10 protein-coding genes are annotated in these 12,808 nt (G+C 68.1%); 9 read left to right on the forward strand and 1 reads right to left on the reverse strand.

What is annotated here, in order from left to right:
- The 8 genes from WBP48_RS13805 to WBP48_RS13840 all read left to right on the forward strand — a co-directional run.
- A partial coding sequence (locus WBP48_RS13805) for a helix-turn-helix domain-containing protein (RefSeq protein ID WP_424441328.1) occupies window positions 1-209 on the forward strand: 209 nt, incomplete at its 5' end.
- Window positions 210-243: 34 nt separating this feature from the next.
- Window positions 244-1,269 carry a helix-turn-helix domain-containing protein gene (locus WBP48_RS13810; RefSeq protein ID WP_424441329.1) on the forward strand — a complete coding sequence of 342 codons (1,026 nt, stop codon included), beginning with the start codon at window positions 244-246 and terminating at the stop codon, window positions 1,267-1,269.
- 78 nt (window positions 1,270-1,347) lie between these two features.
- Complete coding sequence (locus WBP48_RS13815) at window positions 1,348-1,974, forward strand: HdeD family acid-resistance protein (protein ID WP_424441330.1); 627 nt, start codon at window positions 1,348-1,350, stop codon at window positions 1,972-1,974.
- A gap of 121 nt (window positions 1,975-2,095) precedes the next feature.
- Window positions 2,096-2,530 (forward strand): hypothetical protein, encoded by a 435-nt coding sequence (locus WBP48_RS13820; RefSeq protein ID WP_424441331.1) that lies wholly within the window; start codon window positions 2,096-2,098, stop codon window positions 2,528-2,530.
- Window positions 2,499-5,228, forward strand: coding sequence for an MGH1-like glycoside hydrolase domain-containing protein (locus WBP48_RS13825; RefSeq protein WP_424441332.1), 2,730 nt, complete (start codon window positions 2,499-2,501; stop codon window positions 5,226-5,228). Before WBP48_RS13820 ends, WBP48_RS13825 begins: the two co-directional genes overlap by 32 nt.
- Before the next feature lie 132 nt (window positions 5,229-5,360).
- On the forward strand, window positions 5,361-6,236 hold the full coding sequence (locus WBP48_RS13830) for an alpha/beta hydrolase (protein WP_424441333.1): 876 nt from the start codon (window positions 5,361-5,363) through the stop codon (window positions 6,234-6,236).
- Between the two features lie 47 nt (window positions 6,237-6,283).
- Window positions 6,284-8,767 (forward strand): ABC1 kinase family protein, encoded by a 2,484-nt coding sequence (locus WBP48_RS13835; protein WP_424441334.1) that lies wholly within the window; start codon window positions 6,284-6,286, stop codon window positions 8,765-8,767.
- 65 nt (window positions 8,768-8,832) lie between these two features.
- Window positions 8,833-11,523, forward strand: a complete 2,691-nt coding sequence (locus WBP48_RS13840) for a cation-translocating P-type ATPase (protein ID WP_424441335.1) — start codon at window positions 8,833-8,835, stop codon at window positions 11,521-11,523.
- A gap of 102 nt (window positions 11,524-11,625) precedes the next feature.
- Here the strand turns inward: WBP48_RS13840 and WBP48_RS13845 are convergent, their stop codons facing one another.
- A complete protein-coding gene (locus WBP48_RS13845) occupies window positions 11,626-12,384 on the reverse strand; it encodes a FadR/GntR family transcriptional regulator (RefSeq protein ID WP_424441336.1) in 759 nt (252 codons plus the stop codon).
- Between the two features lie 258 nt (window positions 12,385-12,642).
- On the opposite strand from WBP48_RS13845, the gene WBP48_RS13850 reads away from it, so the two are divergent.
- Window positions 12,643-12,808 (forward strand): cation:dicarboxylate symporter family transporter (locus WBP48_RS13850; protein ID WP_424441337.1); only part of this gene is annotated, 166 nt, incomplete at its 3' end.

Here is a 12,808-nt window from a genome sequence, read left to right on the forward strand (position 1 = left end):
GGATCGCGCGCCTCGCAGCATCCGGCAAATCGAACCGCGAGATCGCGACGGAACTCTTCCTCAGCATGAGCACCGTCGAATACCACCTCAGGAAGGTGTTCATCAAGCTCGACGTCACCTCCCGGCAGCAGTTGCGCACCCTCCTGCGCGAGGCCCCCGAGTCACACGAGTCTCATGGGCCACACGGTCAGACCGGGGCGACACCCTGATTCGCCCCGGCGCGAGCCTGCATACCGTGAGGTCATGCACCCCACCCTCGTCTTCGACGCCGCCGGACTGTCCGAGCCTGCGCGCACGCAGCAACTGACCGAGATCGTCCGCACGCGCCTTCCGACCATGGACGTACATGTCGCCGTGGCCGAGCACGCCACCCTCTTCTGGGAGACGAGGGCCTTCGGGAATCTGATCGTCAGCGACATCCGTATCGACGGGATCACGGGATTCCTGCGCCGAGATCAGCTGCCCTCGCCCTTCGGTGAGGTCGTCCGCCTCAACCTCGTCGATACCGGCGAGGTTGGCCTGCGGATCGAAGGCCGTGACCACCTCGCGCGTGCGGGAGCGATCGGACTGACCGACGGTGATGCCGCGATGATCGTGCGCTTCGGGGGAGAGCCCGTCCACATGTGGAGCATCGTCATCCCGGTGAGCGAGGTCAAGGTGTGGGCCGGTCGCGGCCCGAACCGTCCACCCGCCGTCGTCGACGCCGACCATCCGTGGGTCGCCGCGCTCGGCGCGAATCTGCGATCGGTCTTCGCTCATCTGGAGCCCGAGCCCCCCGCGTTCGGCGACTACGCGTCAGACGCGACGATCATGCTGGTGCGCGGATTCCTCGCGAGTCTGCTGTCCGAGACCGCGAGTCCCAGAGATGTGGATGCCGTCGAACTCGCCAGTCGCATCCGCAACTACATCGACCGTCATCTCGACGATCCCGACCTGACGGCGCAGCGGATCGCCGACGCTCACCACATCTCACGTCGCTACGTCTACGTCATTCTCGAACGGCACGAGATCCGGCTCGGCGAATACATGCGCCGGCGACGCATCGAGCGGGCGGCCGAGGAACTGCGCCGCACCGACGGATCGACCACGATCGCCTCGATCGCGGTGCGGGCCGGGTTCTCCGACCAGGCCCATTTCGGTAGGGCGTTCCGCGCGCACACCGGGCTGACACCGTCGGCGTGGCGTCGTGAGGCGCGGACCAAGGCCCTGCGCACATCGGCTATCGGCACTGCACCGCAGGGCAAGACCCCGCCCATCCCGCCTCGATAACGTCGCCTGCACCACGCCGACCAACCGGGTGCGCGACCCCCGTCATCCGGCCCGGCGAACGGAGAAGGGACGACCCCCATGACCACCACGACCACCACCACGCCCGACACCGCCACCGGCGCCGCCGGAACCCGCTCGCTGGATCCCAGACCTCTGGGCCCGATCGGCGCCGTCGCCGCCGCGATCGGCAAGACATGGTGGGCGCTGCTCATCATCGGCATCGCCTGGATCGTCGTGGGCTTCGTGCTCCTGCGATTCGACGAGAGCACACCCGCCGTCCTCGCCATCGTGTTCGGCGTCGTCGCGCTGCTCGCGGCCGTCGGCGAGATCTTCCGCGCCGCCGTCACGACGGGCGGCTGGCGAGTCTGGCACATCGTCCTCGCCGTGATCCTGCTGTTCGGCGCCATCAGCACGTTCGTCAATCCCGAAGGCTCGTTCGTCAGTCTGGTGCTGATCACCGGGTTCTACTTCGTTTTCGCCGGGACGTTCGACATCATCTCGAGTCTGTTCGCGGCGGGCGTCGTGCCCGGCTGGTGGCTCCAGCTGATCTCGGGGATCCTCGAGATCATCCTCGGCATCTTCGCGTCGTCGTCGTTCGAGAGCAGCGCGATCATCCTCGTCACGTGGTTCAGCTTCGCCGCGATCTTCCGCGGCGTCTCCGAGGTCGCAGCCGCTTTCACAGTGCGCGGACTCTCGCCCCGCTGAGCCCACCTCTCGCCACCTGAGGCAGATTTCCTGGCCCCCACGGCGCGGCAACCACTGAAAGCCGACTCGCATCCACGACGAACGATCCCACCGAGACAGCACAGACAGAAGGAAGCAGACCATGGCACTTTCCGACGCGCTCGCCAAGCTCGCAGCGCAGGCGAAACACCTCGAGGCCTCCGTCGAAAGCCTCAAGAACAAGCAGCACACGCGGGCGCAGCATCGCGCGGAGCAGCTGCGCACCGAGATCGACCAGACCAACGCGAACCTCCAGGCCAAGCTCGACGGGGCGGCGGACGAGGTCGAGTCGGAGTGGAACCGACTGCAGGACCAGTTCTCCGCCGACCTCGACGCGATGCGCGCGAAGGTCAAGGCCCACTCCGCCAAGCGCGACGCCGATCGCGCCGCGAACGACGCGTACTGGGCCGAGGTCGAGGCAGAGGATGCCGTCGACTACGCCATCTACGCCCTGCAGGAGGCGGAGTACGCGATCCTCGCAGCCGCGGACGCGCAGGACGCGGCGGATGCCGCGAGCGCGGGCGTTCCGACGGACTGACGTCGCCGCGGCCATGGACGACGCCGAGCGGGCGCGGCGCGATGGGCCCGAACGGGAGGGCTGGCTCCGGTTCGGGCCCTACCTGAGCGAGCGCCAGTGGAGCTCCGTGCGCGAGGACACGACGACCGATCCGGACTCGTGGCGGTCCTTCCCGCACGATCATGCCCGATCGCGCATCTATCGCCATGGTGAGGACGGGATCGCCGGCATCAGCGACGACCGGAACCTCCTCTGCCTCGCCCTGTCGCAGTGGAACGAGCGCGATCCGATCCTCAAAGAGCGGTTCTTCGGGCTCACCAACGACGAGGGCAATCACGGCGAGGACGCGAAGGAGTACTGGTTCCACACGGATGCCACGCCCACCGCGTCCTACCTGCGGTTGCTGTACAAGTATCCGCAGACCGCATTCCCGTATCAGCAGCTCATCGACACGAACGCGAGCCTGGGTCGCGACGACCCCGAGTTCGAGCTGCTCGACACCGGGATCTTCGACGACGACCGGTACTTCGACGTCGACGTCGAGATCGCCAAGGCAGCGCCCGATGACCTCGTGATGCGCGTCACGGCGCACAACCGCGGGCCGGATCCCGCACCGCTGCACCTGCTTCCGACACTGTGGTTCCGCAACACCTGGTCGGGACCGGAGGATGCCGACACCGTCGCCACCGTCTCCGATGAGCCCCGGCCCGCGCTGCGTGGCCTCGACGCCACGACGGTCGAGGCGCAGCATCCTCGGCTCGGGGTCTGGACTCTCCAGACGACGACGGATGCGGCCCTGCTCTTCTGCGACAACGAGACCGACACGAAGCGTCTGTGGGGGCGCGACGGCGTATCGGCGTTCCCGCGGGGCGGCATCGGTGACCATGTGACGCGGGGCACGGCGACGGTCAACCCGGACGCGGTCGGGACCAAGGTCGGCGCGCACCACATCGCCACCGTTCCCGCAGGCGGCACGATGCGCATCCACGTGCGTCTGCGGCGGGGCGCGGGCGATGAGGTGCCCGGTATGTCGGTGGCGGAATGCGACGAGGTCATCGCGGTGCGGGTCGCGGAGGCCGACGAGTTCTACGCGTCGCTGCGCGGACCGGACACGAGCGACGAGCGCGCGCTCGTCCTGCGGCGGGCGCTCGCCGGCATGATCTGGTGCAAGCAGTACTACGAGTATCCGGTCGCGCGGTGGCTGCGCGACCGAGGGCAGCGGCCGTTCGCGGAGCGCAACGGGCGCAATGCGCGCTGGGCGCACGTACGGGCGGGCGCCATCATCTCGATGCCGGACTCGTGGGAGTATCCCTGGTTCGCGGCCTGGGATCTCGCCTTCCACACCCTGCCGCTCGCGCTCGTCGACCTCGCCTTCGCGAAGCAGCAGCTCGAGCTGCTGCTCGACGCGGACTATCTGCATCCCGACGGACAGATCCCCGCCTACGAATGGGGGTTCGACGACGTCAACCCACCGGTCCACGCGTGGGCGGCTCTCAATCTGTATGCCATCGAGGGCATGTCAAGAGGCCAGGGTGATGTGGGCTTCCTGACGCGGGTGTTCGACCGGCTCCTGCTCAACTTCACGTGGTGGGTCAACCGAAAGGACGCCGACGGCAACGACATCTTCCAGGGCGGATTCCTCGGACTCGACAACATCGGCGTGTTCGACCGCTCGGCTCCCCTTCCGACCGGCGGCGTGCTGGAGCAGTCCGACGGGACGGCGTGGATGGCCGGCTTCGCGCAGGCGATGGCGAAGATCGCCGCCGAACTGGCGGTGCATGACGCGTCGTATCTGCCCCTGGCACGCAAGTTCGCCGAGCACTACCTGTGGATCGCGGCCCAGGTGTACGGCACGTCGGACGGCGCTGCGCTGTGGGATGACGACGACCGCTTCTTCTACGACAGCATCCGCTTCGACGACGGGAACCGGGAGCGGTTGCGTGTGCGCTCGATCGTCGGGCTGCTCCCGCTCGCGGCATCGGTGACGGTGCACCCGGGTCCCGGTGAGGGCGATGGCGACGGTGACGACGGCTCGGCCCGCGGGTGGCTCGCGGGGTTCGTCGACGAGTTCGCGGATTTCCTGCCCCTTCTGCGCAACCTGCCTGCTCCGGCCGCCGACGGACGGGTGCTCGTCTCGCTGGTCGACGAGTACCGCGTACGCAGCCTGCTGCGGGCAATGCTCGACGAGGCCGAGTTCCTGTCGCCGCACGGCATCCGTTCCCTCTCACGTCGCCATCTCGATCAGCCCTACGTCTTCTCGAGCGGGGCCGGTGTCTCGTCGGTGGCCTACGTGCCCGGCGACTCGGACTCGCCGATGTTCGGCGGCAACTCGAACTGGCGGGGTCCGGTGTGGATGCCGGTCAACGTGCTCCTCGTGAGGGGGCTGGTCGAGCTCCACGAGTACTACGGCCCCGCGTTCACGGTGGAGTTCCCGACCGGGTCGGGAAACGAGGCGACGCTCCTGGAAGTCGCCCGGTCGCTCGCGGCGCGCCTCATCTCGCTGTTCGAGCGGGGCGACGACGGAAGGCGGCCGTCGCACGGATCGCATCCCGTGTGGTCGCGGGAGCACTGGCGTGACCAGCTGCTGTTCTTCGAGTACTTCCACGGCGACGACGGCTCGGGGCGGGCCGCGAGCCACCAGACCGGATGGACGGGGCTCGTCGCGCTGCTCATCTTCCTGCTCGGCGACGAAGACGGCCTGCGCCGGCTGGTCGGGTGACCGCGCCGCCGGGCGGGGTGGCAGTGCACGGATGGTCGATGCAGTGCACGGTGATGCAAGCCTCGCTCCAGAGGGGGCACCTAGATTCGGCCGTACGCAGACCGAACGGAAAAAACGAAGGAAGGCGACCCCATGCCTACGCTCACCGAACACGAGATCGCAGAGATCGACGCCGCGAACGCCTCCGGGCGCCCCACCGTCGTCTTCGTCCACGGACTCTGGCTGCTCTCCAGCAGCTGGGACCGCTGGCGTGAGGTGTTCGAGGACGCCGGCTACGCGACGATCGCACCCGGATGGCCCGACGACCCCGAAACCGTCGCCGAGGCGCGGAGCAATCCCGAGGTGTTCGCGCACAAGATGATCGGCACGGTGACCGACCACTACGCCGCGGCGATCGAGAAGCTGTCGCAGAAGCCGTATCTCGTCGGCCACTCGTTCGGCGGGCTCATCGTGCAGCGGCTCGCCGGGATGGGCGTCGCCGCAGCGACCGTGGCGATCGACCCGGCGCCGTTCCGCGGCGTGCTTCCCCTGCCGGCATCCGCGCTGAAGTCCTCGTCGGCGGTGCTCGGAAACCCCGCGAACATCAACCGCTCCGTCCCGTTGACGTTCGAGCAGTTCACCTACGGATGGGCGAACAACCTCGACGAGGCAGAGGCGCACGAGCTGTACGAGACCTTCCACGTGCCCGCGAGCGGCGTGCCGATCTTCCAGGCCGCGACCGCGAACCTCAACCCGTGGACAGAGGCCAAGGTCGACACGCGCAACCCCGAGCGGGGCCCGCTGCTGATCATCGCGGGCGAAGCGGACCACACCGTGCCGCTGGCGATCACCCGGGCGATGGCCAAGGTGCAGAGCCGCAATGAAGAGAACTCGACCGCCATCACCGAGGTGCCCGACCGCGGTCACTCCCTGACGATCGACCACGGCTGGGCCGAGGTCGCGCAGATCGCGTTGGGCTTCATCGAGGACGTCGCCCACAAGTCCGAGGCCACGGTCTCGACCGACTGATCCCGCACCACCACCTTCACTCTCCCCTCATCCCGGAAGGAACGACCATGGCACTGTCAGACCTGCTGTTGAACCTCGGCGTCCAGGCGAAGAACCTCGAGGAGTCGGCCGCCGCGATCCGCACCGTGAACGAAGCGCGACTGAGCGCCCGCGTCGCGGATCTGCGCGACTCCCTCTCGCAGATCCGCGTGGAGCTGAGCACGGATGCCGGCGACTCGGCCGCACGATGGGCCGTTCTGCAACGGCACCTTGCCGACGAGTTCGACGCTCTCCGCGCGGACGCCGAGCAGCGGGCATCGGAAGACGTCGCCGTCGCGGAGACGGCGGTGGCTCAGGCCGAGCTCGACGCACAGGATGCCGTCGACTTCGCCATCCATGCCGTGCAGGAGGCGGAGCTCTACATCCTCGCAGCGATCGCCGCCGCCACCCCGCCCGAGGGCGTCGCGGTCATCGCGGTCACGGACCCGGAGTCCGCCCCGCCGGCGCCGCCGCAGGCAGAAGAGGCTCCCGCTGCCGCTCCCGCAGCGGAAACCGAGGCCGCACCCGAAGCCGAGACCAAAGCACCAGAGGCCGAAGCCGAGGCCGCAGCACCAGAGGCCGCAGCACCCGAGGCCGCAGCACCAGAGCCACAGCACCAGAGGCCGAAGCACCCGAGGCCGCGCCGCCCAGCGACGACGCACCCGCCCCGGAATCCCCCACCGAGGTCGCTGAAGCGAGCGCCCCGGCATCCGACAACGCCGTTGCGGCCGCGGCGGAGGTCGAACCCGCGCCAGAGGACACGCCCACCGAATCAGCTGCCGATACCCCAGCCGAATAGCGGCCAGCGCATGTCGGACGTCGCTGGTGTGCTCTTTCGCCGTCGCGGCCGGGTGAGTGAGATCGCGAGCGTCCTGCGCAGATACGGTTTCGCGCGTCTCGCGGCCAATGCGTCGGCCGCGGCCGGGAGCCCGGAGTCGAACCGCCGCTCCTATGTCGTGCGACGCGCCGATCCGGCGCTCGTCGAGATGACCACGGGCGCCCGCCTCCGCAGCGCGCTCGCGGAGCTGGGCACGACGTGGATCAAGTTCGGGCAGATGCTGAGTCTGCGCCCCGACCTGGTCGGCACGGATGTCGCCGACGAACTCGCTTCACTGCAGACCTCCGTGCCCGCCGATCCTCCTGGATCGGCGGAGAGGTGCATCGAGGAATCCCTCGGGATGAGCGTCGACGCGGCATTCGGGTCGTTCGAGACGACTCCGCTCGCGTCGGGATCGGTGGCTCAGGTACATCGCGCAACCCTCAAGGACGGGACGTCGGTCGCGGTGAAGGTCCTCCACGACGGTGCGGCGGAACGAGTACTCGCCGATCTCGAGCTGATGCGCGCGCTGGCTCGGTTCGTCGAGGACAACGACCCCGAGATCGCCCGCTACGCACCGACGACACTCGTGGCGGAGTTCGACGTCATGATGCGGGGTGCGATCGACCTCACGCAGGAGTTGAGCAGCCTGCAGCGGTTCACCGCGAACTTCGCCGACGAACCCGATGTCATCATCCCGCGTCCGTACCCGGAGCAGTCGTCTCGGAGCGTGCTGACGATGCAGATGCTGAGCGGCCGTCCGTTCGCCGATCCCGACGCTCTGCGTCGAGACGGATGGGACGTCGAAGCGATGACGCGTCGCGCCTCCGACATCTACCTGGAGATGGTGTTCCGGGACGGCCTCTACCACGCCGATCCTCACCCCGGGAACTTCCTTCTCCCCGACCCGCAGCACATCGCGATCCTCGACTTCGGCGACGTCGGGCGCCTCACCGGGGCACGCAAACGCCAACTGCAGGACCTGCTCGTCGCGGTCTCGCAGAAGGATGCCGACGCACTGACCGACGCTGTCGTCGAGATCACCGCCGCGCCGTCAGAGCTCGATCTCGATGCGCTGCGCAACGATGTGGAGACCTGGACTGCGGAGAACCTCGCCGGGAGCGTCGCCGAGCTCGACACCGCCGCGATGCTGCGCTCCGGTGCCAACATCCTCCGGAACCACCGTCTGACCTTCCCGTCCGACCTCGCGCTGCTGTTCCGCGTGCTCTTGCGCCTGCAAGGGCTGGGACAGCAACTGGGCACGGATGCCTCGCTGACGGATCTGCTCGACCCGTGGGTGAGACAGATGACCGCCGAGCGATTCGATCCTCGACGGCTTGCGCACCGCGTCGCGCGCACCGCGCGGTCGTGGGATCGCCTGATCACCTCGCTCCCCGAGGACCTGGGCAGGGTGCTCGCCCAGCTGCGGGCCGGTACGGTCGCGGTCGAGTTCAAGGTCCACGACACGGACCGGTTGGTCCCACAGATCGTCGACGGCATGCTCGCCGCCGCATCCCTCCTCGCGGCTTCGCAGCTCCTGTCTCGACGAACGTCACCGGTCGTCGGCGGGGTGTCGGTGCCCGGACTGCTCAGCGTCACGGTCGGGGTGGTGACCTGGCATCGCCTCCAGCTGCAGCGGCCCGGCTACCGCCGGGCGGTCACACAGGTCCTCCAGCTCATGCGCCCGAAGCGGTGACCGCCGTACCCCCGCATCGCGACGAAGGAGCTCTGTCCGAACACCACTGAGGAAGGAGACGTGACGTGTCTCGCGATCTCTCCGGTCCGCCACCAGTCCATCCCCCCACCGACCGGTCCTGGCATGCAGAGGACGTGCGCACCGTGCTGGAGGAGTTCGACACCGACCCCGCGCGGGGCCTGTCAGCGTCCGATGCCGACGCGCGGTTGGCCACGCACGGGGCGAACGTCCTGGACACGCCGTCGTCGCCGCCATGGTGGCGCATCGCCGTGCGTCAGCTCATCGATCCCATGAACGTCATGCTGGTCATCGTGACCATGGCAAGCATCGTCATCGACCAGGTCGCCGTCGGCATCCTCGTGGGCATGCTCGTCGCGGTGAACGTCGTGCTCGGCACGAGACAAGAAGTGAAGGCGCAGTCCGCGGTGGCCGCGCTCGCCGACCTGCAGGTGCCCCACGCGAGGGTGATCCGAGACGGCAGTGTGCGCGAGATCCCGAGCAGTGGCGTCGTCCCCGGTGACATCGTCGCACTCGAGGCGGGCGACGTCGTACCCGCCGACGGACGACTGCTCACGAGCGCGACCCTGGAGACGCAGGAGTCCGCTCTGACGGGCGAGAGCGCACCGATCCTCAAGGATGCTGCGTCGCAGCAGGCTTCGGACACGCCCCTCGCCGAGAGGGGGAACATGGCCTACCAGAACACGCTGGTCACCCGGGGCACCGGGCGCATGGTGGTGACTGCCACCGGGATGTCCACCCAGATGGGACACATCGCGCAGCTGGTCGCCGACATCGAGCCGGCCAGCTCGCCGCTGCAGCGGGAACTCGCCGCTCTCACGCGCGTGCTGGCGATCATCGCCTGGGCCGCGGTGGCGGTCATCGTCGTCATCGGACTGGCGCGCGGCCAGTCGGCCGGCACACTCCTGCTACTGGGTATCTCGATGGCGGTCTCCGCGATTCCCACGGGCCTGCCCACCTTCGTTCAGAGCATGCTCGCCGTCGGGGCGAAGAAGCTCGCCGAGCACAAGGCCGTCGTCAAGAACCTCACCGACGTGGAGACGCTCGGCGCCACGAGCGCGATCAACTCGGACAAGACCGGAACTCTCACGATGAACGAGATGACCGTCACCTCCCTCTACGCACAGGGCGAGTGGTTCACCGTCAGCGGCACCGGGTACGAGAAAGAGGGCGAGCTTCGCCGCGCTGCCGGCGCAGACGTGCCGGACTTCACGTCGCTCGCGTACGGGCTGTGTCTGTGCAGCGATGCGACGGTGTCGGACGAGGGCGTCGTCGTCGGCGATCCGACCGAGGCGGCGCTCGTGGTCCTCGCGGCGAAGCTGGGAGCCGACGCAGAACTTACCCGTGCTCGCTACCCGCGTGATGCAGAGGTGCCGTTCGACTCCGAGTACAAGTTCATGGCGACGTTCCACACCATGCAAGTGCAGCACGAGTCGCGCACGATCGCCCTCGTCAAGGGCGGACCGGACGTCGTACTTGCTCGGTGCGCGCGGGCCGCAGCATCCGACGGAGAGATCGTCGAGCTCGACGTGCTGAGCGACCGGATACACGAGGCCAATCGACGGCTCTCCGAGCAGGGACTGCGCGTGCTCGCGTTCGCCTACCGTTCGATCGATCAGCCGCTCACCGGCGATCCGATGGCGTACGTCGACGAACTGATCTTCAGTGGTCTCGTCGGCATCGTCGATCCGCTGCGCCCGAGTTCCGCGGCAGCGGTGCGCACCGCCCAGGCGGCGGGGATCGAGGTGCGCATGATCACCGGGGACCACGCCATCACCGCGGCCGCGATCGGTGCGCAGCTCTCACTCGGCCCCGGCGCCGCCAGCGGGTCGGACATCCAGGCCATGACCGACGAGCAGCTGACCGAGGCCCTGCGCGGCATTCACGTCTTCGGTCGCGTCACTCCGCAGGACAAGCTCCGCATCGTCCGCCTCATGCAGCAGACCGGCTCCGTCGTTGCGATGACCGGCGACGCCGTGAACGACGCCGCAGCGCTCCGCCAGGCGGACGTGGGAGTGGCCATGGGCTCGGGGAGTGAGGTCACCAAGCAGGCCGGCAACATCATTCTCACCGACGACCATTTCGGTACGCTGGTGACCGCCATCGAGCTCGGGCGGAGCATCTACGAGAAGATCGTCGGCTACATCCGCTTCCAGATGTCGCTCCTGCTCTCCCTCGTCCTCCTCTTCCTCACGGCGAGCGTGTTCGACATCAACGGCGGCGTCGCCATGACGCCGATCATGGTGCTCTTCCTGAACTTCTTCGTGACGATCTTCCCGGTGGTCGTCATCGTGCTCGACCCCGTCAGCGACGACATCATGTCCAAGCCACCGCGCGACCCGAAGCAGCCGATCGCGCGCCCGCGGACGATCCTCCAGTGGACGGTCTACGCCACCGCGATGTTCCTCACGACCCTCGTCCCCCTGCTCCTCTGGTCCGCAGAGCCACGCGTCTCGGTCACGATGGCCTTCACCGTGTCGGCACTGGGCTCGCTCCTGGGTGGGCTCGCGATCCGGCGCGATCCCGAACCCGGCATCGCGCCACCGATCCTCAATGCCCTGCGGTGGCTGTCGATCCCCGCCGCTCTGACGATCGCATCCGTGGAGACGGGCTTCTTGCAGAGGTGGCTGGGAACGACGAGCCTCACCGGATCGCAGTGGCTCGTCTGCGTTGGACTCGCGCTGCTCGTCCCTCTCGTCGTCGAGCTCGAGAAGTGGAACCGTCGGCGGGCGAACTGAGGACGACCTGGGACTGCGTGCAGGAACTGAGGTCGATTGGTCGGACCGCGTCATCGACCGCGTCGTCCTGGATGCCCTCGGCGCCCGCCGAAACACGCACTGTCACCGGGCGGCGAAAGGTGGTCCGGATGCGTCACGAAGGCCGGAGTCGGCGGATCGAACACGGTCGATCACGTCGCGGATCTCGGCGAGATGGATGCGCATGGCATAGTCGGCGGCTTCGGCATCGTGCGCGGTGAGCGCCGCCAGGATGCGCGTGTGGCCCGCGTGGGAGAGACGTCGGCCTTCGCCTTCCAGGTGCGAGTAGACCCGGGCCTCGACCGTCCATGATGCGGTGAGCTCGCCGAGGGTCGCCAGCAGCGGATTCGCGGTGGCGTGAGCGATCGCGGTGTGGAAGCCGATATCCAGGTTCGCGGACTGATCCGGATCGGTCTCGCGCGCCGACTGATCCAGCAGGTCGCGCAGCGCCTCCAGTTGCTGCTCGTCGGCGCGCAGCGCGGCGAGGCGGGCGATTCGAGGTTCGATCTCGGCGCGGAACTCCGCCGAGTGCTCGAACTCGGCGGGGACGCCGTCGAGGCTGGCGGCGAGTGCGGCAGTCAGGGGGATGGTTCGACTGACGCGGTTGGCGCTGCCCTGCCGGCGCTCCACGAGTCCGAGGCCGTCCAACCGGGTGAGCGCCTCCCGCAGCGCATTGCGCGAAACGCCGAGCCCGCTCGCCAGCGCCCGTTCGGGCGGGAGGACCGTACCCGGAGCGAGAGTGCCGGTGACGATGAGACGCTCGAGATGGCCGACGATGTCGTCGGCGATGAGGGCATGGCTGCGTTGCAGCGGACCCAGGAGGATGTCGGCGCTATCGGGCACGTGGCGTTGTCGTCTCCTGCAACTCACGGACTCGGGTCATGTGACCCGGGTTTCCCGCAAGTCTTCCATGGACCTCGCGAATGAGCGGCAGAGGCTGACACACTCGCGGTCCGGTGTTTCTGGCCCATTACACGAGCCGCACGGGGGTAAACACCTTGTTACGGTCCTACCAATTCGTGCAGGCCGACGCACTCCCACCCCTACCTTGAGTGGATCCGCCCGTATCGGTGACCGGCGGCATCCCCCCTTGGAGAAGTCATGAAGAAGGCGTTGAGGAATCCGGCTTTGCAGATCGGTGCTGCGTTGATCCTTGGTGTCGGGTTCGGGTTGGTTGTGGGTGAGTGGGCCAGCAATCTGAAGTTCATTGGTGACATGTTCATCCGGTTGATTCAGATGGCGATCGTGCCGTTGGTGATGTCGTCGG

The sequence above is a fragment of the Microbacterium sp. genome, assembly GCF_049661145.1.
Lineage (GTDB): Bacteria > Actinomycetota > Actinomycetes > Actinomycetales > Microbacteriaceae > Microbacterium.

Coding starts and splice junctions, on each gene's coding strand:
- WBP48_RS13810 (WP_424441329.1), top strand. CDS start 244: ATGCACCCCACCCTCGTCTTCGACGCCGCCGGACTGTCCGAGCCTGCG.
- WBP48_RS13815 (WP_424441330.1), top strand. CDS start 1,348: ATGACCACCACGACCACCACCACGCCCGACACCGCCACCGGCGCCGCC.
- WBP48_RS13820 (WP_424441331.1), top strand. CDS start 2,096: ATGGCACTTTCCGACGCGCTCGCCAAGCTCGCAGCGCAGGCGAAACAC.
- WBP48_RS13825 (WP_424441332.1), top strand. CDS start 2,499: ATGCCGCGAGCGCGGGCGTTCCGACGGACTGACGTCGCCGCGGCCATG.
- WBP48_RS13830 (WP_424441333.1), top strand. CDS start 5,361: ATGCCTACGCTCACCGAACACGAGATCGCAGAGATCGACGCCGCGAAC.
- WBP48_RS13835 (WP_424441334.1), top strand. CDS start 6,284: ATGGCACTGTCAGACCTGCTGTTGAACCTCGGCGTCCAGGCGAAGAAC.